The sequence below is a fragment of the Sphingobium olei genome, assembly GCF_042678845.1.
Lineage (GTDB): Bacteria > Pseudomonadota > Alphaproteobacteria > Sphingomonadales > Sphingomonadaceae > Sphingobium > Sphingobium olei.
On sequence record NZ_JBHTLS010000009.1, the window covers coordinates 50,796 to 75,786 of the forward strand.

Here is a 24,991-nt window from a genome sequence, read left to right on the forward strand (position 1 = left end):
AATCGGGTCGGTACTGCGGTCGTTTGCGCCCGCAAATCAAGTCCAGAAACTTAAACGGAGCCCCTATGGCCCTCTCCAACGCCGCGGTGAAAGCCGCGCGGCCGTCGTCGCGCGCCTATAAGAAATTCGACGAGCGCGGGCTGTTCCTGTTCGTGAAGCCCAACGGCCTGAAAAGCTGGCGTCTCCGGTACCGGATGGGCGGACGCGAGAAGCTGCTCACCCTCGGCCAGTGGCCGGACCTGCAGCTGGTCGACGCGCGCGATCGCGCCGAGGAGGCGAGGGGGCTCGTCGCCCAGGGCGTGGATCCATCGATCCGGAAAGTCGCCGTGCAAATTCGCACGTTCGAATCGGTGGCGCGGGAATGGCATGCGGTGCAGCTGGAGCGCTGGACTGCGCGCCACGCGGCCGACGTCATCGACAGCCTGGCGCGCGACGTCTTCCCCGAATTGGGCGCGTTGCCGATCGGCGCGATCGGCGCGCCGGCGGTGCTGCAGATCCTGCGTGACGTCGAGGCGCGCGGATCGATCGAGACGGCGCGCCGAATCCGCCAGCGGATCTCGGCCGTCTTTTCCTTTGGCATAGCCGAGGGCCTGGTCGAGCAGGATCCCGCCGGCCTCGTCTCGCGCGCGCTTCGGCCGACGCCGATAGCCCGCCGGCAGCCGGCCCTCACGGATCTTGCAAATTTGCACGCGCTGCTTGCCGCATGCGAGCGCGCTGGCGGGCCGCCGATCGTGCGCCTGGGTTCGCGCTTTCTTGCCCTGACGGCTGTCCGCTTGGGGGCGCTGATCGGCGCAACCTGGGGCGAGATCGAGGATCTAGACGGAGACGCACCGCTGTGGCGCATTCCGGCGGCGCGCATGAAGCTGAAGCTGGCGAGGAAGTCCGATTCCGCGAACGACCATCTGGTACCGCTCAGCGCTGAAGCCGTGGCGGTGCTGAAGTCCGTCCGCGACAATGGGTATGATACCCATTCTTCGCATGTGATCTTCCCGATTAACGAGGCGGCAATCGGTCGGCTCTACAAGCGGGCAGGCTTCGAAGGCCGGCACGTTCCCCATGGATGGCGCGCCGCCTTCTCCACGGTGATGAATGAGCGCTTCCCGGCGGAGCGATCCGCGATCGACCTGGTGCTGGGCCATGCCCTCAAGGGCGTGACCAGCGAAAGCGAAGCTGCCTACAACCGCGCGCAGATGCTCGGCCAACGCCGCAGCCTGCTGGCGCGCTGGGGAGAAATGCTGATCACATGATTTAACGTGTTTCCTGCCGCGCATGGCGCCGATCGGCGCCGGGAGCGGGGGTTGCCGGTGGTCTAGACCGGAAACCGACGAGAACAGAGCTCGCCACGACACAGCTGGCCGACTGGCCGTCCCGCACCCGCGCATACGGGTGGCGGGCTTGTGGAGAGCCTCCATGCATTCGTCAAACGATTCTGCCTGCATTTCAAACAAATGCGCCGCGTGCCGCGCATTGCTTTTCAAGTCCGCTGTCGACGCGATCGCCGGCACAATCGAGATCAAGTGCCGCCGCTGCGGCTCTTTCAACTGCTTCAGGCCCATGAGCCCTCCAAGATCGCCGGCGGAGCGACCGTTTGGAGCTGAACATTGTGGATCTACGTACCGAACCTAACGACCTTCGCGGCATCTCTCTCTGCGCAGGATATGCAGGCCTCGATCTCGGCCTGCATATCGCAGAGCCCGGATATCGCACTGTGGCTTTCGTCGAGCGGGAAGCTCATGCGGCGGCCACTCTCGTGGCGAGGATGGAAGACGCGTCCCTGGCACCAGCGCCTATTTGGGACGATCTTAAATCCTTCGACGGCCGACCATGGCGCGGCCGCGTTCATATCGTCTCTGCCGGCTATCCATGCCAGCCCTTCAGCTTCGCCGGCGCAAGGCGAGGGGAAGAAGATCCCCGGCACCTGTGGCCCGAAGTCGCCCGCATCGTCGACGAGGTGCAACCAGAATGGGTGTTCTGCGAAAATGTCGAGGGACATATCAGCCTGGGACTTGCCGACGTCGCCGCAGAGCTTCGCGGCATGGGCTACACACCAAAGGCAGGCATGTTCTCGGCGAGAGAAGCGGGCGCAAGCCATGTGCGCCGGCGGGTCTTCCTGCTGGCCCACGCCAACGGCGAGCGACGGGGGATATTTTCCGGATCTGGTGATTGCGGACCAGGCGCTGACAATGACGGGGCCTTTCGACTGCTCGATGGGGAGTGGTGGACAGTTCGGCCTCAGCACGTCGGCGCGCAGCTGGACGTCGCTGTGGTTGACGATGAAGGCGCTGGGCTGGACGCCTGCCGCCAGATCGACCGCATCTTCCCCCCGGGTCCGGGTGAGTTTCAGGAGTGGGACAGGATCCTTCATCGCCGACCTGACCTCCAACCCGCGCTTCTCCGATCAGATGATGGGGTGGCCGATCGGGTGGAGCGATCCCGGGCGGCCGGCAACGGGGTTTGCAGCCTGGCTGCAGCTGTCGCGTGGAAGACTCTCTCAGCTGCTCACCTCGGCCGCGCAGCGGCCCCCTGAATAAGGATTTCCGACGAGGCCACCGAGCCCGCACTCAGACCGCCGGTTGAGCGGCCGAATGAGGCAACTTCATTGTCCCTTACCAACGTCATGCCCGTATCTCCTGCCGCCGGTTATCTAGGCGGCAAGCGCAACCTGGCCCGCCGGGTCTGCGCGATCATCCAGTCCGTCGATCATGACGGCTATGCCGAGCCGTTTGTCGGCATGGGCGGCATTTTCTTCCGACGCGCTGCGCGCCCGCGCTTCGAAGCGATCAACGATATTTCCGGCGACGTGACCACGCTTTTCCGCGTGGTGCGCCGTCACTATCAGGCGCTCGTCGACGAGCTCGACTGGCTGCCGGCGAGCCGCGAGGAATTCGACCGGCTGAAGTCGATCGACCCAGCCTCCCTCACCGATGTCGAGCGCGCCGCGCGTTTCCTGTATCTCCAGCGCCTGGCGTTCGGCGGCAAGGTCGTCGGGCGCAACTTCGGCGTCTCGACGACATCGCCGGCCCGGTTCAATCTCGCGCGGCTGCGCGCCACGCTCGCGGCGATCCGTGACCGGCTTCAGCCGGTCGTCATCGAGCGGCTGCCCTATGGCGACTTCATCCGGCGCTATGACCGCGCCGGCATGTTGTTCTATCTCGACCCGCCATATTGGAACTGCGAGGAGGATTATGGTGCCGGCGTCTTCGATCGGGCCGACTTCGAGCGCCTGGCCGAGCAGCTGCTCGGCATCCGCGGCAAGTTCCTTCTCTCCATCAACGACACGCCCGGCGCGCGCGCGGTCTTTTCGCCGTTCCACATGCGCGGCGTCGGTGTGACCTACACCGTCGCCTCCGGCACAAATGCGACGCGCGCGGGCGAGCTCCTGATCGCCAATTTTCCGCTCGACGAAGCCGCCGGGGCTGTCCTGGGCGGGTAAAGGACCGTCCCGACCTCTTGGTCCCCCTGGGGAGCCAAGCGGGGAGGCCAAAGCCTCCCCGTCCCCCGCTGCCAAGGAGAGCGGGGGGTGCCAAAGTGCAGAGCAAAGGGTGCGCCGTAGTATGGCCGACTAGGCCATTCCTTATCCTCTTAAACCCCTGTGAGGGTAAACATCATGATTTCCAAACTCGCGCCTCTCCCGCGGCTTCGACCCGTTTGAGGGCCGCCTCCAGCGCGGGATCGGTGGGTTTTTCGGCCGCAGGAGCCGCGTGGGGCGTGGGGTTGGCAGGGACCGGGGCTTTAGCCGCGCGACGGCGGCGGGCCTCTCTGAGGTTCAGGAAGCGCGCCTTGACGGCCTTGCCAGCGTCACCGACTGCGCGGCCGAGGCGGCCGATGTCGAAATGATAGGCGTTGGTCGCCTGCATGCGCTGGGGGCCGGCCTCACCGACGTTGGTCGTCTTCTCGCTTCGTCGGACCCAATCCAGGAAGCCATGTTCGCGCAGCCGCTTGAGCGCATCGACCACCGCATTCTTTGAAAGGGCCGTACGCTTCATCAGCGCGGTGATCGCCGGGTCCAGTTGCCCGGTCTTGAAGTCGAGAAATTCGCGGAGCAGCACCTCGAGCACGCGAATGCCGTTCGCCATGAGGGGGCTGCGCTCGCCCTTCTTCTTGTGGACGAGATCATATTCCTTCGCGAGGCGAAGGTAATCGTCAGCCCAGGCAAGGCCACCGGCCTTGGTCCCATCGGCGATCGGGCGGAAGACGTCCGCCTGGCGGCTGTCCACGTCGAAGCTATGCCGCCAGACCGGATCGGCGCCGCGGCGTTTGCCGCCCAGCTTGCCGCCGGCATCCCTGATGAGCCTGCGCGTATCTCGCGCGATGGAGGCGGCGCTCATGCGCGTGCCTCCCGCCGCGTTACTTGCGCGGCGTCATGAGAATGGACGAAACCGGGGGAAAGCCGAGAAGCAGCAGGTCGGCCCATTCCTGCGCGATCTCGGCGCGACGCTTCATGTAAGCGGAGCGATTGTAGATCGGTTCGATACCGCGCTGCCGGTGGGCGAGCATCAGGTCGATGACGACGCGGTCGCCCGGCCGCTCCTCCTTCATGGCGATCTCGTTCATGATCGTCGAGAAGGCGCTGCGCCATCCATGAGGGACGTGCTGATCGGCGAACCCGGCCTGCCGGTAGAGTTTTGAGACGGACACGTCGCTGATGTGCTTTTGCGGGCTGTTCGGGCTGCAAAAAGCGTAGGGCGAATGTCCCGTGAGCAGCTTCAGTGTGTCCAGCAGTTCCACCGCCTGCCGCGCCAACGGTACCGGATGCTCCATCAGGCTGTTCAGCTTCTCCTGCACCGTCAGCTTCATCCGGGCAGCCGGAATCCTCCAGATCGGATCGGCGCGGTCCATGTCCGAGAATTCCGCCCATGGTGTCGCCTGCACCACGCCGGGCCTCACGGCTGTCAGCGCCGTTAGCCGTGAGGCGAGCTTGGCGATCGGATGCCCGGAAGCATTTTCGATCTTCCAGAGCATGGCGCGCAACTGCTCGATCTGAGTCAGCGCGGGATGCCGCTTCAGCGGCGCGACCTTCACCGGGATTTCGTCCGCCGCCGGGTTGTCCAGTGCGAAGCCCATCCCCCGCGCATAGTCGAACACCGATGAAAGCGTGGTGCGATACCGCCGCGCCATTTCCAGCGCGCCACGCGCCTCGATCTTCTTGACTTGCTGCACAATCATCGGCCGTGTGATGGCCGTGATCGGCAGGCCGCCGATCGACGCGAACACCTCGCGCTCCAGCATGTTGAGTGTCCGGTCGGAATGCGATCGGCTCCACATGCCCGATCGTTCCTGATACCAGGCGCGGGCCACGATCTCGACGGTCGTCTCCGACGCCGCCAGCGCGGCCGCCTTCTTCTGATGCTTGTCGATCGCTGGGTCGATGCCACGCGCCAGCAGACGCCGCGCGTCGTCGCGCATTTCCCGCGCTTCCCTGAGCGAGATGGCCGGGTAGGGGCCGAAGACGATCCGCTTCTTCTTGCCGAGGAAGCTGTATGCCAGCCTCCAGCTTTTGTAGCCGGTCCTGGTGACGTAGAGGTGCAGCCCCTGCGCGTCGGTCAGCTTGTAATCGGATTCGCCCGGCTTGCTGGTGCGGCAGGCCGCGTCCGTCAGCAACCGATGACTCCCGTGCCCAAACCCAATGCCCCCCTGATGTCTTCCCATGCCATGAGCTTGTAAGAGAATGTATGAGAAGGCATGGCAACCCTAAATCGCGCTTATCCGCCGATTTTTGGCTCAAGTGAGAAGCCATGGCAGGCCATGGCAAGGGTAGGTGGTCGGGGAGACAGGATTCGAACCTGCGACATCCTGCTCCCAAAGCAGGCGCGCTACCAGACTGCGCTACTCCCCGGCCGCTGGTCCCTTAGGGTCTGGAGACGGATAACGCAACGCCGCTTCTCCGTCGCTCGCATATTAAATGCCGGTCGTCGCGAATCTCAATCAAATGAGTAGACATTGGATTGTGTCAACGGCACCATCCCGACGAACGACTCATGAGGATGAGGCAGGCATGTTCGGTAAGATCAAGCGGTCCAGGCGGCTGATTGCGCAAATACAGGCCGCATTGGACGATGGCGTGGAGGCGGGGCTTTTTCCCGCTGGCTGGCTGGTGACGGATCGCTGCCTCGCGCTGATGGCCGGCGAAGCAGGTTTGAACGGCTCAACCTTGCTTGGGCTGCCGATCCTGCGCGGCGAACCGGATGGGAGGCAGCCTTACGCGCTGATCTCCGTTGGCGACCCCAGGCTGACGAACCGCGCAAGGACGAGGGCTGTCCCGCATTCGACCCCGCTGTCCCTGTCTTCGCCTCTGACAGCCTGACTGCGCCCGGCGCGGACATATGAAAAGGGCGGGCCGCATGGTGCGACCCGCCCTTTTTGAATATTCGCCGAAGCGAAGATTACATCGCGTTCGCGCTGTTGGCGGCAACGTTCGCAGCGCTGTTGGCGGCGTTCGCGGCATTGTCAGCAGCGTTGGCGGCATTGACGGCGTTGTCGACGACGTTCTCGACGACGGCGTTCGAAGCGTTCGCGGTCTCGTTGGCCGGCTTCTCACCGCAAGCGGCGAGCGCCATCAGGCTGGCCGAAGCGAAAACAACTGCGATCTTCTTCATTGTGTGCGGCTCCCATAGCATTATGCCGCGTCTGGCCCATCATTCCGAGGCCCTACGCGAGCGACCCGCATTAACGTGTGCGCTGCACAAATCAATGCTTTTCTGTGCCGGTGAAACGATGGAATCACGCGACGGAATGTTGTCTACAAGACAAGTTCAGTTAACGCCTAATGTTTCCGATGCATTGGCTACCATGTCCAGCGTCACCGCCCAGGCGGCGACATTCTGCCGCAGTTGTTCCGGATCGACCTTGTCCAGTGTGTCGTCGGGCGTGTGGTGCAGGTCGAAGTAGCGGGTGCCGTCCTGTTGCAGATCGATGACCGGCACACCGGCGTTCACCAGCGGCGCGATGTCAGCGCCGCCGCCGGCAGGCTGGCTGCCCGTGCCGACGCCCAGTGGCGCAAGCGCCTGGGCGATCCGGGTGCCGAGCGCCGCATGACCCTGCGGCAGTTTGAAATCGACGCGCCAGATGCGGTCAGCGCCGAAATCCGACTCCAGTGCGAGCGCGTGCTTTTCCGTCCCGTGCGCCTTGAAATAGGCGCGCGCGCCGTCGCCGCCCACTTCCTCCGCGCCCGCCATCAGCACGCGTATGGTGCGGCGCGGCTGTCCGGCCTTCGCGACCTGAAGCGCGGACGCGGCGGCGATGCCGCACCCCGTCGCGTCGTCGATGGCGCCGGTGCCCTGATCCCAGCTATCCAGGTGGCAGGCGGCGACGACGATCCCGGCCGCAGGATCGCTGCCCGGAATTTCGGCGATGACATTGCCCGACGGCTGATCCTTCAACATTCTGGATGTCAGCGTCAGATGCACCCGTACCGGCTTGCCCCGACCCATGATGCGGGCGAGTTGTTCCGCGTCGGGCACGGACAAGGCTGCCGCGGGGATCGGCGTAGCGCCCTCTGCCCACATCTGGACGCCGGTGTGCGGCACGCGATGATGGTCGGTGCCGATCGAGCGGATGAGGATAGCGATGGCGCCCTTCTTCGACGCGATGCTTGGCCCCTGCCGGCGGGCGGCGCCGAAATAGCCGTAGGAGGAGCCGTCCTGCGTCGCCTTCATGCCATGATCGACGAAGACGATCTTGCCCTTGAGCGCTGACGCGGGCGCGGCTTCCAGATCGGCGATGCTGGGGAAATAGACGACTTCGCCCTCGATCCCCTTTTCAGGCGTGGAGCCGCTGTTGCCGAGTGCTGCGAGCACGAGATTCTGCGGGAAGGGTGAAAGGATTTTGGCTTCGTCGCGCCCCCGCAACCAGACCGGCATCACATAGGGTTCGGCGCGCACATTGCTGAAGCCCAGCGCCTTGAGCTTGGCCACCGCCCAGTCGCGGGCGCGCGCTTCCTGCGGCGTGCCAGCGGGTCGGGGACCGATCTCGGTAGTCAGCCCCTCCGTGAAGGCGTAGGCGACATCGTCCCGCAGGGCGGCTTCCCGAATCGCGTCGCTGCGCGGCGGGGCGGCCTGAACGGCGGTGGGAATGACGATGCTGCCAAGGGCGAGGGCGGCCAGCGTGCCCGATCGGATTTTCTGCATGGGTTGAGGGGTAGCGGCGCAGCCCCCATTTGCCAATATGTTCCGCGTCCGCTAACCCGGCGCGAATTTTCGACCCGACTTTCCCTACCTGACTTTCGGAGCTGCGCGCACCCATGTCCGCCTCATCGCAATATGCCTATGTCATGAAGAACATGACGAAGAGCTTTCCCGGCGCCCAGAAGCCGGTGCTCTCCAACATCAACCTGCAATTCTACCGCGGCGCCAAGATCGGCATCGTCGGCCCCAACGGCGCGGGCAAGTCCACGCTCATGAAGATCATGGGCGGCATCGACACCGATTTCACCGGCGAAGCCTGGCCTGGCGAGAACATCACCGTCGGCTACCTGCCGCAGGAGCCGCAGCTCGACCCGACCAAGACCGTGCTGGAGAACGTCAAGGACGGGGCGCGCGCGATGGCGGACAAGCTGGATCGCTTCAACGAAATCAGCATGATCATGGCCGATCCGCCCGAGGACGTGGATTTCGACGCGCTGATGGAAGAGATGGGCACGCTGCAGGAGGCGATCGACGCCGCTGACGGGTGGACGCTCGACAATCAGCTCGAAATCGCGATGGAAGCACTGCGCTGCCCGCCGTCGGACTGGGCGGTCGATAATCTGTCGGGCGGTGAAAAGCGCCGGATTGCGCTCACCCGCCTGCTGATCCAGAAGCCTGATATCCTGCTGCTAGACGAACCGACCAACCACCTCGATGCCGAAAGCGTCACATGGCTGGAAAATCACCTGAAGGAATATGCCGGCGCGGTGCTGATGATCACCCACGACCGCTACTTTCTCGACAATGTCGTGGGCTGGATCCTCGAACTCGATCGGGGCAAATATTTCCCCTACGAAGGCAATTACTCCACCTATCTGGAAAAGAAGGCTCAGCGGCTGGAGCAGGAAGCGCGCGAGGAGTCGGGCCGTCAGAAGGCGATCAAGGACGAGCTGGAATGGATTCGGCAGGGGCCCAAGGGTCGCCAGACCAAGTCCAAGGCGCGCATCGCCAAGTTCGAGCAGCTGGTCGCTTCCCAGGAAAACCGCACGCCGGGCAAAGCGCAGATCGTCATCCAGGTGCCCGAGCGGCTTGGCGGCAAGGTGATCGAAGCGAGGAACATCAGCAAGGCCTATGGCGACAAGCTGCTGTTCGAGAATCTGTCGTTCATGCTGCCGCCCGGCGGCATCGTCGGCGTGATCGGGCCGAACGGCGCGGGCAAATCGACCTTGTTCAAGCTCATCACGGGCCAAGAAACCCCTGATTCGGGCGAGATCGACATCGGGTCTACGGTGCGCTTGGGCTATGTCGACCAAAGCCGCGATCACCTCGATCCGTCGAAGAATGTCTGGGAAGAGGTTTCGGACGGACTCGATTACGTCAAGGTCAACGGCCATGACATGTCGACGCGCGCTTATGTGGGCGCCTTCAACTTCAAGGGGCAGGACCAGCAGAAGAATGTCGGCAAGCTGTCGGGCGGTGAGCGCAACCGCGTTCACATCGCCAAGATGCTGAAGAAAGGCGGCAACGTCCTGCTGCTCGACGAACCGACCAACGACCTCGACGTCGAGACGCTGGCGGCGCTGGAAGAAGCCATCGAGAATTTCGCCGGCTGCGCCGTGGTCATCAGCCACGACCGCTTCTTCCTGGATCGTCTGGCTACGCACATCCTGGCGTTCGAAGGCGACAGCCATGTCGAGTGGTTCGAGGGCAATTTCGAAATGTATGAGGAGGACAAGCGCCGCCGCCTGGGCGATGCCGCGGATCGCCCGACCCGTCTGGCCTACAAAAAACTGACGCGCTGACGGTCTTCTTGGGCCGGTTGCAATCTTTGCAACTGCGAGAAGCTATTTCGCACTTGCGATGGTGGCGCTAACATTTCATAAGGAGCGGGCCTTTCAGGCATCCTCTCCTAAAAACTTTCAGGCCGGTCCCCTTGGGATCGGCCTTTTTTTCGGCCCGACTTAGATGCGTGATGCGGACGGCATCGTTCAGGTGGCGCTCCGAGCGCGGCTTTGCTGAGCCGGCCTCCAGCAATGCGCGCGCATGACCTTTCGTCCTCGACCTTGCCGGATGAATCAGGCTGCCCGATCCGCAGGGATGGGTACAGGCGCGGCTTGTTTCGCGGGCCCGACCGGCTAAGGCTGGGCCTGGACAGCAGGGCGAAGCGAAGGGGAAGAGACAGCGTCATGCCGGGGGCCGATCTGGACGCCATCGTCGCCGACATCGCCGGCACGCTGGCACGCGCCGAGGATTGGGGGGAGGTGGCGAGCTACATCCCGGAACTGGCCAAGGTCGATCCGGCGCAGTTCGGCATCGCCATCGCGACCGCGGACGGCCGGATGCTTGTTGGCGGCGACGCGGATACCGGATTTTCCATCCAGTCCATTTCCAAGGTGTTCGCGCTGACGCTGGCGCTGGGGAAGGTGGGCGACCAGCTATGGGACCGGGTGGGTCGGGAACCGTCGGGCAATGCCTTCAACTCCATCGTGCAGCTTGAGCAGGAGCGGGGCATACCGCGCAATCCCTTCATCAATGCCGGGGCGATCGTGGTGTCGGACGTCAATCTGGGCAGCTATCAGCCGCGCGTCGCCATTGGGGAGATATTGCGCTTCATCCGCTATCTTGCCGGGGACGACAGCATCGCCATCAATGGCGAGGTCGCAGCGTCCGAGACGGCAACGGGCTTTCGCAACATCGCGCTCGCCAACTATATGCGCGCGTTCGGCAACGTCCACCACGCGGCCGATCTGGTGCTTGGCCTCTATGTCCATCAATGCGCGATCGAGATGAGCTGTCGGCAGCTTGCCCTCGCCGGACGCTATCTGATGCTGAACGGCCGGCACCCGGACGGGGGGCGGGTAGTACCGCCCGGCCGCGCACGGCGGATCAACGCGCTGATGCTGACCTGCGGCCAGTATGACGCGTCGGGCGACTTCGCCTTCCGCGTCGGCATACCCAGCAAGTCGGGCGTGGGTGGCGGCATCCTTGGGATCGTGCCCGGCCGCGCGTCGATCGCGGTGTGGTCGCCTGGCCTCAGTCCCTCGGGCAATAGCCATCTGGGCACCCAGGCACTGGAAATGCTGGCGCAGCGCACCGGCTGGTCGGTGTTCAGCCCGCCCGAAGGCTGAGCGTCAACTGACCTCGTCAGGGCGCAGCCGGCGGAGCTTGGGTGCCTTGTCCATCTCCGCCGCATCCTTGATGCCGACGCGCAGATCCTCGCGCATTTGATGGATCGACGCGATGACCGGCCCCATGGCGACGCCCAGGTCCACCAGCGCGGTTTCCGCCAGTTGCAGCGAGCTTTCCAGCGTTTCGGGCACGGCGTCGCTGGCGCCCGCCTTGTAGAGCTGTGCGGCATGATCGGTGTCGCGCGCGCGGGCGATGATCGGAAGGTCCGGCACCCAGCCGCGCACGCGCTTGGTCACGCGAACCGACAGCACCGGATCGTCCATCGTCAGGATGAGAGCGCGGGCGTGGCCCAGGCGCAGCCTGTCCAGCATTTCCGTGCGGGATACGTCGCCGAAGAGGATCGGGTAACCGAGTCGTCGCGCCTCAGCCACCACGTCCGGGTCCGATTCGACAACGATGAAGCGCTGGCCATGGGTTTTCAGCAGGTCGCAGACCATATGGCCAACCCGTCCGAAGCCGATGACGACGGCGGCTGCCTCGGTCTGTTCCTCACTGACCTCCGCCCGATCCTCGCCCAGCGCCATTTCCAGCCGGCGCGCGATGTCGTGGCCGATGCGGGCGAGGAGGGGCGTGATGGTGAGGCCGATGGCTGTGACAATCTGCCAGAAGGCCGCGGTGGACGGCAGGATCAACTGCGCGGCGGCGGCGGCTGACAGCACAATGAGGGTGGTTTCGGACGGGCTGGACATCAGCAGTCCGACTTCCATCGCAACGCCCTTGCGCGCGCCGGTGACGTAGAGGAGCGCTGCCGTCACCAGCGTCTTCGCCAGCACGACGCCGACCACTGCCAGCAGCAGGCTGGGCCAGTTGGCCAGGATTACGCGTATGTCGAGGCTCATGCCCACGGTGATGAGGAAGACGCCGAGCGCCAGCCCCTTGAAGGGCGCGGTCATCACCTCGACCTCGCCATGATAGTCGGTTTCGGCGATCAGGAGGCCGGCGAGCAGCGCGCCGACGATCGGCGAAAGGCCGGCGATGGACGTCGCCAGACTGGAGACGATCACCACGAGCAAACTGGCGGCGAGGAACACTTCCGGGCTTTTGGTGCGCGCAGCCTGGCTGAAGACATGGGGGAGGAAGAGGCGGCCCAGCACCAGCATGATGGCGATGGTGACGCCGCCCTTCAGCAAGGTGTTGGCGAGCTCGCTCCACGCGCCTTCCGGACTGGCGGCTACGGACGGGGCGAGCGCGCCCAGCATGAAGATGATGGGGACGAGGGCGAGATCCTCGAACAGCAGCATCGAGAAGGCGGACCGGCCGACCGCGCTTTGCGTGCCCACCATGGGCAAAACGACGGCGGTAGAAGACAGCGCCAGGGCAAGGCCCAGGCCGATCGCGCCGGCCGTGGGCTGGCCGAGCAGGTAAAGACCGAGCGCGATCAGCAGGCCGCTGCCGATCAATTCCGCCGCGCCCACGCCGAACACCTGCGTGCGCATCGTCCATAAGCGGCGGAAGCTGAGTTCAAGGCCGATCGAGAAGAGCAGCAATATGACGCCCAACTCCGCGAACGGCTCTATCGCCTCGCGATTGGAGATGGTGACATGGTAGAGCCAGGGATATTGCCCGACCAACGCGCCGAGCCCCGCAGGGCCGACCGCCAGGCCAACGAGGATGAAGCCGATGACCGGGCTGATCCGGAAGCGCGCGAAGCCGGGGATGACGAGACCCGCCGCGCCTAGGATAACGAGCGAGTCGCTGAAACTTTGAGGGTTGATCGCGCCGGCCATGTCGCATCATTGCCGGTGCGGCCGCGAATTGCCAGCCCGCGCTGCCAGAAAAGCGCCGATTTGGCCGAATTGCCGAACCATGGTGCGGACGGCGGGACTTGAACCCGCATTCCCGGGGGGAGGCGGATTTTAAGTCCGCTGCGTCTACCGATTTCGCCACGTCCGCTTGGAGAGCCGCCCGGACCCTTAAGGCCGGCGGGCGACAGGTCAAGCGGCAGATCGCGTCATGCTTCGGTCTTGACGTTCAGCCGTTCGCGCATTTCCTTGCCCGGCTTGAAATAGGGCACGCGCTTGGCCGATACCGGCACCTGTTCACCGGTGCGTGGATTGCGCCCGGTTCGCGCGTCGCGCGATCGGGTGGTGAACGCGCCGAAGCCCCTCAGCTCGACCCGGCCCCCCGATGAAAGACGATCGACGATTTCCTTGAAGAAAAGATCGACGATCTTTTCGACTTCCTGAAGATTCAGCCCAGGATTTTCCTCGGCCAGTTTCTGGATCAATTCCGAACGGATCATTGGTTCACCAGCGCCCCTCTGCTGTACCCCGCGACCATGATAGAGATTCGGCAAGCCGTTGACAATCGGGCAGCAAGAAGATCGTTACGGAACGGCAAGGATCTGTCGCCCAGATATAGGAAAACCCGCCAGACCATGTCCGGCGGGTTCCCTATTTTCAGCAAAGTCCGACGAATATCAGGCTTCGTTCTTGGCCTTGAGCGCTTCGCCCAGAATGTCGCCCAGCGACGCGCCGCTGTCGGACGAGCCGTACTGCGCCACCGCCTGCTTCTCTTCGGCGATCTGCAGGGCTTTGACCGAGAAGGTCGGCTTCTTGGCGCGGTCGAAACCGGTCACCAGCGCGTCGAACTTCTGGCCGATCTGGAAACGTTCCGGACGCTGCTCGTCGCGGTCGCGGCCGAGATCGCTGCGCTTGATGAAGCCAGCGGCGCCATCTTCGCCAGCCTGGACTTCCAGGCCGCCGTCGCGGACTTCAAGGACAGTGACGGTCACGGTCTGGTTCTTGTTGAGACCAGCAGCCGCAGCGGAGGTGCCACCGGCGGCGGGGCCGCCACGCTCAAGCTGCTTCATGCCAAGGCTGATACGCTCCTTTTCGACATCGATGTCGAGAACGACGGCCTGAACCGTCTCACCCTTGCGGTGCAGCGCCAGCGCGTCTTCGCCCGAAATGCCCCAGGCGATGTCCGACATGTGGACCATGCCGTCCACGTCGCCATCGAGGCCGATGAACAGGCCGAATTCGGTCGCATTCTTGACTTCGCCCTCGACGGTCGAGCCAACCGGGTGACGCTCGGCAAAGCTGTCCCAGGGGTTAGAGATCGCCTGCTTGAGGCCAAGGCTGATGCGGCGCTTTTCGGGATCGACTTCCAGGACGATGACGTCGACTTCCTGGCTGGTCGAAACGATCTTGCCGGGGTGGACGTTCTTCTTGGTCCAGGACATTTCCGAAACGTGGACCAGACCCTCGATGCCGGGCTCCAGTTCGACGAACGCACCATATTCGGTGATGTTCGTGACGCGGCCCGACAGCTTCGCGCCGACCGGATATTTGGCGCTCGCGCCTTCCCACGGATCGCTTTCCAGCTGCTTCATGCCGAGGCTGATGCGCTGGGTGTCGCGGTTGATGCGGATGATCTGGACACGGACGGTGTCGCCGATGTTGATCATCTCGTTCGGGTGGTTGATCCGCTTGTAGCTGAGGTCGGTGACGTGCAGCAGGCCGTCAATGCCGCCCAGGTCAACGAACGCACCGTAATCGGTGATGTTCTTGACCACGCCTTCGATGATCTGGCCTTCGGCCAGCGTCTGGATGAGGCCGCTGCGCTGTTCGGCGCGGGTTTCTTCCAGGATGGCGCGACGCGACACGACGATGTTGCCGCGGCGGCGGTCCATCTTCAGGATCTGGAAGGGCTGCGGAATGTCCATCAGCGGGGTGACGTCGCGTACGGGGCGGATGTCGACCTGGCTGCCGGGCAGGAACGCAACGGCGCCGTCGAGGTCGACGGTGAAGCCGCCCTTGACGCGGCCGAAGATGACGCCTTCGACGCGGGCGTTTTCGGTGAATTCGCTTTCCAGCTTGTCCCAGGCGGCTTCGCGGCGGGCGCGGTCGCGCGACAGCATGGCTTCGCCATGGGCGTTTTCGACGCGGTCGACATAGACTTCGACTTCGTCGCCGACCTTGAGGTCAGCCTTCTGGCCCGGCGCGGCGAATTCGCGCAGCGGCACGCGGCCTTCGGACTTCAGGCCGACGTCGATCAGCGCCATGTCGTTTTCGATGCCGGTTACGGTGCCCTTGACGACGCGGCCTTCGAAGCCGCCGTCCTCGCCACCGAGGGAATCATTGAGCAGCGCGGCGAAATCGTCGCGCGAGGGGAATGCCGTAGAGGCCATTAAGTTATTCCTTCACTCGTCATTGCTGGCCAACCGGTTGTGTCCGATGGTCTTTGGCCAAACTACGTGACGGATCGGATATCCGGCACGTATCCAATGGGTTATGCGGCGGAACGCGCAAGCCGTGAAAAGCGAAAAGGGCGCCCGGACTCTCCGCGCGCCTTATCGGATCACGCCGGAGGCGCGACCTTCAAGCTGAGCGTCCACAAGCGCGATGGCCCGCTGGACGGCCGCGTCTATAGTCAAATCGCTGGTGTCTAGCAAGTCCGCGCCGTCGGCTTGCTTGAGCGGTGCGTGGTCGCGGCTCATGTCCCGCGTGTCGCGCGCCTGGATGTCCGCGATCAGGCTGTCCATGTCGGGATGGCCGCCGTGCGACAGCGCATCCTGAAAGCGGCGCTGGGCGCGTACCTGGACGCTGGCGGTCACGAAAATCTTGGCGTCGGCGTCCGGCGCGATCACCGTGCCAATATCGCGTCCGTCGAGGATCGCGCCGCCCGGCTGGGTCGCGAAATCCCGCTGCCGCTGGACCAGCGCGTCGCGCACGCTCTGATGCACCGACACGCGAGAGGCGAGGCTGCCCACGGCCTCGCTGCGCAGCGCGGGATCGGCTAGCGTTGCATCGTCGAAGCCGCAGGCGGCGAGCGCGTCATCCTCATGATCGGGATCGCCGCCAGCTTTCAGCACGGACAGGCCGACCGCGCGATAGAGGAGGCCGGTGTCGAGGACGGGCAGGCCGTAATGGTGCCCCAGCGCCTTGGCGATGGTGCCCTTTCCCGATGCGGCGGGGCCGTCGACGGCGACGATCATGGCGTCTTCCTCTTAATGCTGTTGTAGAGGCCCAGCAGCGCGATGGCCGTCCAGGCGATCTCCATCACCATCGATGCGAGATTGAAATGGACCGTCAGAGACCAGATCAGCAACAGCGCGCCCGCCAGATTGAGCAGGTTGAAGATGATGAAATTCATCGCCTTCGCCATATTGCTATAGGCATAGGCGATGATCGTTACGGTGCTGCCGAGCAGCCCGACGATATTGGCGAGGTCGAAGGTCATTCCATCGCGCCGAGCGACTGGAGCAGCGGCAGGAAGGTCGGAAAGCTCGTCGCCACCGGCCGCATGTCGTCGATGGTCACGCCATTCTTCGACACCAGGCCCGCGACGGCGAAACTCATGGCGATGCGATGGTCCAGCTTCGTCGCGATGGGGCCGCCCCCGGCCAGCGGCGCGCCGCCGCTGCCTTCGATGACAACGCCGTCCTCCAGTTCCTCGACCGCGACGCCGATGGCGCGCAGCCCTTCCGCCATGGTGGCGATACGGTCCGATTCCTTGACGCGTAGTTCCTCAAGGCCCCGGAACAGGCTGCGGCCCTCCGCCATCGCGGCGGCGATGAACGCGACGGGATATTCGTCGATCATGCTGGGCGCGCGCGCGGGGTCGGGCTCCACGCTCTTGAGCGACGATGCCGTGACGATCAGGTCGCCCACCGGCTCGCCGCCGACTTCGCGTGCGTTCACCACGTCTATGGACCCGCCCATTTCGCGCAGCAGGTCGATCAGGCCCGCGCGGGTCGCATTTAAACCGACATTGGCGATCGTCACGCGAGAGCCGGGCACGATCAGCGCCGCGACCATGGGGAAGGCGGCGGAGGAAGGGTCGCTGGGCACGATGATCTGCTGCGGCCGCAGTTCGGCTTCTCCGACCAGCGAGATGATACGCGTGCCGTCGCCTTCGATGTCCACGGTAAGGTCCGCGCCGAAGCCCTTCAGCATCCTTTCGCTATGGTCGCGGGTCGCGATCGGTTCGACCACGCGGGTGATGCCGGGGGTGTTGAGACCCGCCAGCAGGACCGCGGATTTGACCTGCGCCGAGGCGACCGGCAGGCGATAGTCGAGCGGGACGGCGGGGCAAGCGCCGCGCATGGTCAGCGGCAGGCGATCGCCGGGGCTGGTCATGAAGCTGGCGCCCATGCGGCTCAGCGGCTCGGTGACGCGCGCCATCGGCCGTTTGCTGAGCGAGGCATCGCCCACGAAGGTCGCGGTCAGGTCATGGCTGGCGAGCAGGCCCATGAGGAGGCGTGTGGAGGTGCCGCTATTGCCCATGTCGAGCGCGGTCTGCGGCTGGAGCAGCCCCCCGACGCCCACGCCATGGATGTGCCAGACGCCGTCCGCGTCCCGCTCTATGTCGGCGCCCATCGCCCGCATCGCCGCTGCGGTGGCAAGCACGTCCTCGCCTTCCAGCAGTCCTTCCACCCGGCTTTCACCGACAGCGAGGGCGGACAGCATGAGCGAGCGATGGGATATGCTCTTGTCCCCAGGCACGGCGACTTCGCCCGACAAGGGCGGGGCGGCCGTGAAAGTGCGGGGGGCGGGTTGATCGTTTGTCGGGGTCACGGGGCATCCGTTGTCATGGAACCGAAAAAATGCGAGCGGCTTTTGACAGCGCGGTTTGCCTATGGCAAGGCGCGCGACGTTTCGTGGCCGACAGCCGTTGCGCCGCGTGATTTCTATTTGATGATCAAGAAGGAACAGGCCGGACATGGTGAAGGCTGAATGGGGCACGAAGCGGACCTGCCCGAAATGCGCGACTCGCTTCTATGACCTGGGCAAGGACGATCCGGTCGTCTGCATCAACTGCAACACCGCCTGGGAGCCGGAGCCGGTGCTGAAGTCGAGGCAGCCGCTGCCCTATGAGGAAGTCGCGCCCAAGAAGGTGATCGAGACCGCGGACGGCGAGTTGGAGACGGCGGACGACGATCTGGACCTCGACATCGATGTCGATGATGACGGCGATTCGCCTGACAATGACGTGGATCTGGGCGGCGACGACGACCTGGGCGTGGACGCCGGCGGCGACGAGGACGAAGACAACTGAGTTATCATTTTCCGCTTGCCAACCGGATCGCCTGATCCTAGAGGCAGCGACCTCCGAAGCGCCGGACCCAAACGGCGCTTCGGGTTGGTGACGGGGCCTTAGCTCAGCTGGGAGAGCGCCTGCATGGCATGCAGGAGGTCAGCGGTTCGATCCCGCTAGGCTCCACCAATTTCGCCGAAACTGAAGCCGTCCGGGGGACGGCTTTCGGCGAAATTCCCGAGCGTAAGCGAGGGGTGCTGTGGGTTGAAGATCAACCTCGAACGGCGCTCTTCTGGTTGCGACGGAACCTCAAAATCAGGCCGACGGTCGTCACCGGACATGGCCTTGACCATATCGCCGTCCGCAACGGCGCGGATGGGGCCTTAGCTCAGCTGGGAGAGCGCCTGCATGGCATGCAGGAGGTCAGCGGTTCGATCCCGCTAGGCTCCACCATTCAGCTTAAGAGCAAGTAGCCGACAAGCATATTCCTTCTCGCCCCAGCGAGTTGCGAAGGTTTGCGATATTTCGAGCCATTCGCCTGATTTGCCCTGCCCATGGTTCTCGCCCATGCAGGAGCATTGGCACTCGTGCCCTTTGGCGTTCCAACACATCTCAGAGCATACTTCTTGCACTCTAAACGGCTGGATCACGTATAGCTTACCATATTTCTGTAGCAGTTGCTTCAGCAGGTCGTTGAACCATGCTGCAGGCACTTCCCAATATCGTCGCTTGTAATCAGCTTCTGGAATCGTGTGGCGGCCAGAGCGTATCCAGTGCCTTGTTTTAGCCATATCAGCGTAGCTGTTCCAGTTGCAGGGTAAGCGCAAGCGCGGTCTGCCGTCCTCTCGTCGAAGAAAGACTGGTATCTCAGCCTGGTTCCAAATCTTCTTTAGCCTGGCAGGGTCTTCCATAGGCAACCTCAAACCACGCTCACGAAACTGTCCATCACCCGCTTGCGGCCGGCGGTCTCGAAGTCGATCTCCAGCTTGTTGCCTTCGATCTCCGCCACCGTGCCGTAACCGAATTTCTGGTGGAACACCCGGAGGCCAACGGTCATGTCTTCGCGGCCCTTGTTGCCCAGCGATACCGCCGAGGCGCGGGCCTCCACGATGCGCACCGGTTCCCGGCTGAACTGGCCGGAGGATTGCGCCCGCTGCCAGCCCGGGCCGCGCCCCGTGCCGCGCGCGACATTGGCGAAGGGGTCGTCGCGTTCCGACCAGTTGGCGCGCCAGAGCGACGCGCCGCCGCTCATGCTGCTTTCCTCCTCGACATGCTCTGGCGGCAATTCGCCGACGAAGCGGGAGGGGATGGAGCTGGTCCACTGGCCGTAGATGCGGCGATTGGCTGCATGGAGGATGGTGCAACGCTTGCGCGCGCGGGTGATCGCGACATAGGCGAGGCGGCGTTCCTCCTCCAGGCTGTTGAGGCCGCCTTCGTCCAGCGCCCGCTGCGACGGAAAGATGCCTTCTTCCCACCCGGCGAGAAAAACATGGTCGAACTCCAGCCCCTTGGCGGCGTGGATGGTCATGATTGTGACTTTGCGCTCTTCGGCCTGCGCCTCATTGTCCATCACGAGGCTGACATGCTCCAGGAACGCGCCCAGCGTCTCATATTCCTCCATGGCGCGGGTGAGTTCGGCCAGGTTTTCGAGCCGGCCGGCGCTCTCGGTCGAACGCTCCGCCTGGAGCATGGCGGTATAGCCGCTCTCGTCCAGTATCTGCCGCGCCAGTTCGGCATGGGGGAGCTGCGCCGCGCGGTCGCGCCAGCGAGCGAGATCGCCGATGAAGGCGCCCAGCGAGCGGCGCGCCTGCGGCGTTAGTTCGTCCGTGTCGAGAATGCGCGCCGCTGCCAGCGTCAGCGGCACGCCTTGCGCGCGGGCGAGGCGATGAAGCTTCTCCACCGCCTTGTCGCCAAGTCCGCGCTTGGGCACGTTGACGATCCGCTCGAACGCGAGGTCGTCGGCGGGCTGGTTGACGAGGCGCAGATAGGCGAGCGCGTCGCGAATTTCCGCGCGCTCGTAGAAGCGGAAGCCGCCGACGATGCGGTAGGGCAGGCCGATCTGGATGAAACGGTCTTCGAACTCGCGGGTCTGGTGCTGCGCGCGGACGAGGATCGCGACTTCCTCAAGCGATGCACCGCTGCGCTCGATCGCCTCGATCTCCTCCCCGACGCGGCGCGCTTCTTCCGGCCCGTCCCATATGCCGACGACGCGCACCTTTTCGCCCACGTCGATGTCGGTCCAGAGCGTCTTGCCGAGGCGATTGCCGTTCTCCGCAATCACGCCGGACGCCGCGCCCAATATGTGGGGCGTGGAGCGGTAATTCTGTTCTAGCCGGATGATCTTCGCGCCCGGAAAGTCCTTTTCGAAGCGGAGAATATTGGCGACCTCCGCGCCGCGCCAGCTGTAGATGGACTGGTCGTCGTCCCCCACGCAGCAGATATTCTTGCGCTGCTGCGCCAGCAGACGCAGCCAGAGATACTGGCTGCTATTGGTGTCCTGATATTCGTCCACCATGATGTAGCGGAATTTCTGCTGATATTGCTCCAGCACGTCGCGATGCGTCTTCAGAATCGTGGGAACGTGCAGCAGCAAGTCCCCGAAATCGCAGGCATTCACGTCGCGTAGTCGTGCCTGGTAGGCGGCATAGAGCTTCTGCCCCTTGCCATGGGCATAGGCTTCCGCTTCGCCGGCACCCACCTCCGCCGGGGTCAGGCCCTTGTTCTTCCACTGGTCGATCAATCCGGCAAGCTGGCGGGCGGGCCAGCGCTTTTCGTCGACGCCTTCCGCCTGGATCAACTGCTTCAGCAGGCGAAGCTGGTCGTCGGTGTCGAGAATGGTGAAATTGGATTGCAGCCCGACCAGTTCCGCATGGCGGCGCAGCATCTTTGCGGCGATGGCGTGGAATGTGCCGAGCCAGGGCATGCCCTCCACCGCATCGCCGATCATCGCGCCGACGCGCGCGCGCATTTCGCGCGCGGCCTTGTTGGTGAAGGTGACGGCCAGGATTTCTGACGGCCATGCGCGGCGCGTGGCGATGAGATGGGCAAGCCGCGCCGTCAGCGCTGCCGTCTTGCCTGTGCCCGCTCCTGCCAGCACCAGGACGGGACCGTCCGTGGTCAGCACCGCTTCCCTTTGTGGCGGATTGAGTCCGCGCAGATAGGGCGGATCGTCGGGGGAAGGAGCGGGAAGGGTCATGACGGACAACTAGGGTCGAGAGAGTTCAGGGGCAAGGGCGAGGCGGGGGCGAGGCCCTTGCGGCGAAGGCTCTTCTATGAGAACAAAAGGCGAATCATGCAAGGAGAGGATGATGGCGACAGGTGGATGTCAATGTGGCGCGATCCGCTATGAGGCGACAGGCGAGCCGGCCTACAGCGCCTTGTGCCATTGCGCCGATTGCCGCAGGAGCGCCGGGGCGCCGATGGTGGGATGGGCGCTGTTTCCGGAAGAAGGCGTGACGATCACGGGTGAACCGGCGCAGTACCAGTCGTCCGAACATGCGACGCGTCATTTCTGCGGCACCTGCGGCACAGGCCTGTTCTACACCAACCCTGCGGTGTTCCCGGGATCGATCGACATACAGACGGGCAGCCTGGACGATCCGGCTTCGCTTCCGCCACAGGCGCACATCCAGATGGCCGAAGCCGCGCCGTGGATGGACAGGGTGTCCGACCTGCCGAAATATGACCGCTATCCGGAAGGACCGTCCGGCTAGCCGTCGCGGGTCAGGCACATCCGGTCGCCGGCATAAGGAACGACAAGGCTATCCTTCTTGTTCTATCCCTCGCCTGAGCGGGCATAAGGGGCAGAACATAGGAAAGGATGATCCCGATGCGCGCATTCCTCTTGGCAAGCGCCGCCCTCCTGAGCATTTCCACCGTTGGCAGCGTGGCCGTGGCGCAGGGCGCGCCGGCTGGACAGCCGCCCGCCGATGCCGCCGCTCCACCGACCGGCAGCGATCCCAGCGCGATGCCCGCACAGCCCGCCAATCCTGGCATGGGCACGCCTGGTACGCCAGGCTCGCCCGCCATGCCCAGCCCCCCGGCGGACCCCAATACGGGCCAGCCGACCGGTGCCGTGCCACCGCAAACCGGCATGGTTCCCGCGCCTGCGGACGCACCGCGCGACCCGGCGGCTCCAATGGGTTCGGCGAACAATCCCGTCACCGTCGGCGGCAACATGACGCCGCCGCCGACCGAAACCAAGGATTATCCCCTGTGTTCGCGCACGGTTCAGGACAGCTGCGTCAATCCCGGCGAGGCTCGCAAGGCGCGCGCACGCCGCTGATCCGCTGAGCGGCGTCAAATGAGAAAGGGCGGCTCCCGTTGGGCCGCCCTTTGTCGTTCACGCTGGCGTAGCGTTCATTCTTCCGCCCTCAGCAGCGTGAGCCGCGCCTTTCCGACATCGCGGACCGCATCGATGGCGAACCCCTTTACCGCGACATCTTCCCGCCGGTCGGTTTCGATGCTGATCCAGGTCGCAGCCGTCGTCCATCCCAATCGCGCCAGCTTGCCGAGCGCCACCTGGCCCGCGCAGCTTTGATAGGGCGGGTCCATGAAGATGAGGTCGAGCGGCTTGCCCGCCGGACCGAGGGACAGGACGCTGCCGGCGCGAATGTCCGGGCGAATGCCCAACCGGTCGCCATTGGCGCGGATCGCATCCAGCGCTGCCTTGTCCTGCTCCACGAACAGGCAGGATGCCGCGCCGCGCGACAATGCCTCGAACCCCAGCGCGCCCGATCCTGCGAAAAAATCGCCCACGGACAGGCCTTCGAACGATCCCAGCCGGCTGGTCAGCATGGAAAAGAGCGTTTCCCGCGTCCGGTCGCCGGTCGGACGGGTGGCGTCCCCCTTTGGCGCAACGAGCGGGCGGCCGCGCCACTGGCCGGATATGATCCTCATTTCGCCACCGCCTTCAGGCTGTTGCGGAACTGGATCAGGTCGTGCTGGCGCACTTCGTCCACCGCGCCGGCGGCCATATCGCCGAGCACGAAGGGACCGTAGGCGGTGCGGATCAGCCGGTTGACCTTGAGACCCAGATGTTCGAGCACCCTGCGGACCTCGCGGTTTTTTCCTTCGGTCAGCGTCATTTCTATCCATTGGTTGCGGCCGGTGCGCCGCTCCAGATTGGCCTCGATCGGGCCGTAGCGGATGCCGTCGATCTCGAGGCCGTCGAACAGATCTTCCAATTGCTGCTGGCTGACCTCGCCAAAGGCGCGGGCGCGGTAGGTGCGCGGCACGCCGGTGGCGGGCAGCTCCATCTGGCGCTTGAAGCCGCCATCGGTGGTCAGCAGCAGCAGCCCTTCGGTATTCATATCCAGCCGCCCGATGGGCATCACCCGCGGCAGGCCTTCGGGCAACCGGTCGTAGATGGTCGGCCGGCCGGCCGGATCGCGCTCGGTCGTGAGGCAGCCGGTCGGCTTGTGGAAGAGGAACAGGCGCGCGGGCGCAGGCGCGGCGACCGTTACGCCATCGACGGTGACGCCATGAAGCGAGGTAAGCAGTGTCGCGGGCGTGTCCAGCGCGATGCCGTCCTTCGCGACCCGGCCTTCCTCGATCATGCGCTCCACTTCGCGGCGGGACGCGACGCCCGCGCGGGCCAGCAATTTGGCGATGCGTTGCGGTTCGTTCCGGTCTGGCGGATTTTTCGCTGCTGCGGCGCGCGCGGGATGCGGGTTTGCAGTGCCCGGTGTCGCCGGCTTTTCGCGAGCAGATTTGCGGGCCGTGTCGGGACGGTCGCGCTCGCCGGGGCGCGCGGTGCCGGGACGGCCGGATGCACGCTTCTGGTCAGCGCGATCGGGGCGCGGGCGGTCAGTTCGGGCGCGGCCTGGATGCCCATCGGCCTGCGCTGCGTCGCGTTTGCCGCGGGACGACGTCGCGTCGCGCCCATCCGCAGCCTTGCCGCCGTCCGGCTTCCTGCCGGGGCCACCCGGACGTTTCGGGTCGCCGGGGCCACCCCGGCGCGGCGGTCCGGATTTTTTCGGCGGTTCCACGAGTCGATTCCTTTTCTTGGCGACTGGCCATTCCCATATGGGTGAAAAGCCAGCATCAGGCTGAAATGTGCAACGTCGGCGCTTGAGTGAGCGGCTTGTGGCGAACGGGCGGCAACCCAGCGCACATCCCCGGCGTTTCACCGGGTGCATGGCGGATACAGGGCGGACTTGGCAAATGTTTTTCGGGCTGTTGAAACAGGAACCGACCACGCCAAAGCGGCGCGCCAACATCCGTACCGTCCTGATCGTGGAGGACGAGCCGCTGGTCGCCTTCGACAATGAACATGCGCTCGAACAGGCGGGCTATCGCATCGCGGCGACCGTCAACGACTATGACCATGCGGTGCGAGTCATCGATGAGGGCGGGGTTGATCTCGTCATCGCGGATGTAGGCCTGCATGGCGAGCGCAACGGGATCGACGTGGCGCGCCATGCCGCCTCTCGCGCCTTGCCGGTCCTGTTCGTGACGGGCCGCTGCCCCGGCGATGCACGCGCCATCGCCATGGGGTGCCTGGCGAAACCCTATGCGCCGCGAGACCTGATCGCGTCGATCGTCGTCATCGACGCCCTGTTGCGGGGCGTGCGCCGTCCCAAACTGCCGTCGGGGCTAAGTCTGTTCGCCGCTGGAAGCTGATCGCGGTATTGGGCGCTTGCCTGCTGCGTCGCAGGCCATATGGTGACGCGATCAACGCCATCGGGGACGCGCAT

The 24,991-nt window shown here is 64.7% G+C and carries 25 protein-coding genes and 4 tRNA genes; 13 read left to right on the top strand and 16 right to left on the bottom strand.

Translation table 11 applies throughout. The features are described 5' to 3' along the window. Window positions 1–23: 23 nt before the first annotated feature. From ACFQ24_RS02220 to ACFQ24_RS02235, 4 genes are all read left to right on the top strand, one after another. Window positions 24–1,247 carry a tyrosine-type recombinase/integrase gene (locus tag ACFQ24_RS02220; protein ID WP_380908777.1) on the top strand — a complete coding sequence of 408 codons (1,224 nt, stop codon included), beginning with the start codon at window positions 24–26 and terminating at the stop codon, window positions 1,245–1,247. Window positions 1,248–1,410: 163 nt separating this feature from the next. Then, window positions 1,411–1,626 (top strand): Com family DNA-binding transcriptional regulator, encoded by a 216-nt coding sequence (locus ACFQ24_RS02225; RefSeq protein ID WP_380908779.1) that lies wholly within the window; start codon window positions 1,411–1,413, stop codon window positions 1,624–1,626. Then, window positions 1,589–2,527 carry a DNA cytosine methyltransferase gene (locus tag ACFQ24_RS02230; protein ID WP_380908781.1) on the top strand — a complete coding sequence of 313 codons (939 nt, stop codon included), beginning with the start codon at window positions 1,589–1,591 and terminating at the stop codon, window positions 2,525–2,527. The genes ACFQ24_RS02225 and ACFQ24_RS02230 overlap by 38 nt, the downstream gene beginning before the upstream one ends. 90 nt (window positions 2,528–2,617) lie before the next feature. Next, a complete protein-coding gene (locus ACFQ24_RS02235) occupies window positions 2,618–3,433 on the top strand; it encodes a DNA adenine methylase (protein WP_380909036.1) in 816 nt (271 codons plus the stop codon). Window positions 3,434–3,605: 172 nt separating this feature from the next. Here ACFQ24_RS02235 and ACFQ24_RS02240 read toward each other — a convergent pair whose 3' ends face one another. The 3 genes from ACFQ24_RS02240 to ACFQ24_RS02250 all read right to left on the bottom strand — a co-directional run bounded on the left by ACFQ24_RS02240 (window position 3,606) and on the right by ACFQ24_RS02250 (window position 5,836). Then, window positions 3,606–4,328, bottom strand: a complete 723-nt coding sequence (locus tag ACFQ24_RS02240) for a hypothetical protein (protein ID WP_380908783.1) — start codon at window positions 4,326–4,328, stop codon at window positions 3,606–3,608. A 19-nt stretch (window positions 4,329–4,347) separates the two neighbouring features. Next, window positions 4,348–5,601: a tyrosine-type recombinase/integrase gene (locus ACFQ24_RS02245; RefSeq protein WP_380908784.1), complete on the bottom strand. Its 1,254-nt coding sequence runs from the start codon at window positions 5,599–5,601 to the stop codon at window positions 4,348–4,350. 158 nt (window positions 5,602–5,759) lie between these two features. Continuing rightward, a tRNA-Pro gene (locus ACFQ24_RS02250) sits at window positions 5,760–5,836 on the bottom strand. A 159-nt stretch (window positions 5,837–5,995) separates the two neighbouring features. On the opposite strand from ACFQ24_RS02250, the gene ACFQ24_RS02255 reads away from it, so the two are divergent. After that, window positions 5,996–6,304, top strand: a complete 309-nt coding sequence (locus ACFQ24_RS02255) for a hypothetical protein (RefSeq protein ID WP_380908786.1) — start codon at window positions 5,996–5,998, stop codon at window positions 6,302–6,304. Window positions 6,305–6,383: 79 nt separating this feature from the next. On the opposite strand, the gene ACFQ24_RS02260 is transcribed toward ACFQ24_RS02255, so the two are convergent. Both ACFQ24_RS02260 and ACFQ24_RS02265 read right to left on the bottom strand, forming a co-directional pair. After that, entirely contained in the window at window positions 6,384–6,596 is a 213-nt protein-coding gene (locus ACFQ24_RS02260; protein WP_380908788.1) for a hypothetical protein, read from the bottom strand. Window positions 6,597–6,752: 156 nt separating this feature from the next. Then, window positions 6,753–8,126 (bottom strand): M28 family peptidase, encoded by a 1,374-nt coding sequence (locus ACFQ24_RS02265; RefSeq protein ID WP_380908790.1) that lies wholly within the window; start codon window positions 8,124–8,126, stop codon window positions 6,753–6,755. Between the two features lie 113 nt (window positions 8,127–8,239). On the opposite strand from ACFQ24_RS02265, the gene ettA reads away from it, so the two are divergent. Both ettA and ACFQ24_RS02275 read left to right on the top strand, forming a co-directional pair. Next, entirely contained in the window at window positions 8,240–9,925 is a 1,686-nt protein-coding gene (ettA, locus tag ACFQ24_RS02270; RefSeq protein ID WP_380908792.1) for an energy-dependent translational throttle protein EttA, read from the top strand. A 384-nt stretch (window positions 9,926–10,309) separates the two neighbouring features. After that, window positions 10,310–11,251, top strand: coding sequence for a glutaminase (locus ACFQ24_RS02275; RefSeq protein ID WP_380908793.1), 942 nt, complete (start codon window positions 10,310–10,312; stop codon window positions 11,249–11,251). A 3-nt stretch (window positions 11,252–11,254) separates the two neighbouring features. Here the strand turns inward: ACFQ24_RS02275 and ACFQ24_RS02280 are convergent, their stop codons facing one another. From ACFQ24_RS02280 to aroA, 7 genes are all read right to left on the bottom strand, one after another. Further along, window positions 11,255–13,039, bottom strand: coding sequence for a cation:proton antiporter domain-containing protein (locus ACFQ24_RS02280; protein WP_380908795.1), 1,785 nt, complete (start codon window positions 13,037–13,039; stop codon window positions 11,255–11,257). 80 nt (window positions 13,040–13,119) lie between these two features. Continuing rightward, window positions 13,120–13,205: transfer RNA gene (locus ACFQ24_RS02285), tRNA-Leu, on the bottom strand. Window positions 13,206–13,263: 58 nt separating this feature from the next. Beyond that, a complete protein-coding gene (locus ACFQ24_RS02290; protein ID WP_066766338.1) occupies window positions 13,264–13,554 on the bottom strand; it encodes an integration host factor subunit beta in 291 nt (96 codons plus the stop codon). Between the two features lie 177 nt (window positions 13,555–13,731). Beyond that, window positions 13,732–15,444, bottom strand: a complete 1,713-nt coding sequence (gene rpsA / locus ACFQ24_RS02295; protein WP_380908797.1) for a 30S ribosomal protein S1 — start codon at window positions 15,442–15,444, stop codon at window positions 13,732–13,734. A 162-nt stretch (window positions 15,445–15,606) separates the two neighbouring features. Continuing rightward, entirely contained in the window at window positions 15,607–16,251 is a 645-nt protein-coding gene (cmk, locus tag ACFQ24_RS02300) for a (d)CMP kinase (RefSeq protein WP_380908799.1), read from the bottom strand. Next, a complete protein-coding gene (locus ACFQ24_RS02305) occupies window positions 16,248–16,496 on the bottom strand; it encodes a CBU_0592 family membrane protein (RefSeq protein ID WP_380908801.1) in 249 nt (82 codons plus the stop codon). The genes cmk and ACFQ24_RS02305 overlap by 4 nt, the downstream gene beginning before the upstream one ends. Next, entirely contained in the window at window positions 16,493–17,833 is a 1,341-nt protein-coding gene (gene aroA, locus ACFQ24_RS02310; protein WP_380908803.1) for a 3-phosphoshikimate 1-carboxyvinyltransferase, read from the bottom strand. The genes ACFQ24_RS02305 and aroA overlap by 4 nt, the downstream gene beginning before the upstream one ends. Before the next feature lie 145 nt (window positions 17,834–17,978). Between aroA and ACFQ24_RS02315 the strand changes: the two genes are divergently transcribed. From ACFQ24_RS02315 to ACFQ24_RS02325, 3 genes are all read left to right on the top strand, one after another. Then, window positions 17,979–18,314 carry a TIGR02300 family protein gene (locus tag ACFQ24_RS02315; protein ID WP_380908805.1) on the top strand — a complete coding sequence of 112 codons (336 nt, stop codon included), beginning with the start codon at window positions 17,979–17,981 and terminating at the stop codon, window positions 18,312–18,314. A 92-nt stretch (window positions 18,315–18,406) separates the two neighbouring features. Then, window positions 18,407–18,482, top strand: a tRNA-Ala gene (locus ACFQ24_RS02320). 188 nt (window positions 18,483–18,670) lie between these two features. Continuing rightward, a tRNA-Ala gene (locus tag ACFQ24_RS02325) sits at window positions 18,671–18,746 on the top strand. On the opposite strand, the gene ACFQ24_RS02330 is transcribed toward ACFQ24_RS02325, so the two are convergent. Together ACFQ24_RS02330 and ACFQ24_RS02335 are read right to left on the bottom strand one after the other, a co-directional pair. Continuing rightward, a complete protein-coding gene (locus ACFQ24_RS02330; RefSeq protein ID WP_380908807.1) occupies window positions 18,734–19,204 on the bottom strand; it encodes a hypothetical protein in 471 nt (156 codons plus the stop codon). The genes ACFQ24_RS02325 and ACFQ24_RS02330 overlap by 13 nt on opposite strands. Window positions 19,205–19,212: 8 nt before the next feature. After that, window positions 19,213–21,489: an ATP-dependent helicase gene (locus tag ACFQ24_RS02335; RefSeq protein ID WP_380908809.1), complete on the bottom strand. Its 2,277-nt coding sequence runs from the start codon at window positions 21,487–21,489 to the stop codon at window positions 19,213–19,215. A gap of 112 nt (window positions 21,490–21,601) precedes the next feature. Between ACFQ24_RS02335 and ACFQ24_RS02340 the strand changes: the two genes are divergently transcribed. Together ACFQ24_RS02340 and ACFQ24_RS02345 are read left to right on the top strand one after the other, a co-directional pair. After that, window positions 21,602–22,006 carry a GFA family protein gene (locus ACFQ24_RS02340; RefSeq protein WP_380908811.1) on the top strand — a complete coding sequence of 135 codons (405 nt, stop codon included), beginning with the start codon at window positions 21,602–21,604 and terminating at the stop codon, window positions 22,004–22,006. 116 nt (window positions 22,007–22,122) lie between these two features. Then, the gene (locus ACFQ24_RS02345; protein WP_380908813.1) at window positions 22,123–22,578 is read left to right on the top strand and encodes a Fe-S oxidoreductase; all 456 of its coding nucleotides are present in this window, start codon (window positions 22,123–22,125) and stop codon (window positions 22,576–22,578) included. A 74-nt stretch (window positions 22,579–22,652) separates the two neighbouring features. Here ACFQ24_RS02345 and rsmD read toward each other — a convergent pair whose 3' ends face one another. Together rsmD and ACFQ24_RS02355 are read right to left on the bottom strand one after the other, a co-directional pair. After that, entirely contained in the window at window positions 22,653–23,192 is a 540-nt protein-coding gene (gene rsmD / locus ACFQ24_RS02350) for a 16S rRNA (guanine(966)-N(2))-methyltransferase RsmD (RefSeq protein WP_380908815.1), read from the bottom strand. Then, window positions 23,189–24,283 (bottom strand): pseudouridine synthase, encoded by a 1,095-nt coding sequence (locus ACFQ24_RS02355; protein WP_380908817.1) that lies wholly within the window; start codon window positions 24,281–24,283, stop codon window positions 23,189–23,191. The genes rsmD and ACFQ24_RS02355 overlap by 4 nt, the downstream gene beginning before the upstream one ends. Before the next feature lie 175 nt (window positions 24,284–24,458). Between ACFQ24_RS02355 and ACFQ24_RS02360 the strand changes: the two genes are divergently transcribed. After that, window positions 24,459–24,917 carry a response regulator gene (locus ACFQ24_RS02360; RefSeq protein ID WP_380908819.1) on the top strand — a complete coding sequence of 153 codons (459 nt, stop codon included), beginning with the start codon at window positions 24,459–24,461 and terminating at the stop codon, window positions 24,915–24,917. The last annotated feature ends 74 nt before the right edge of the window (window positions 24,918–24,991 follow it).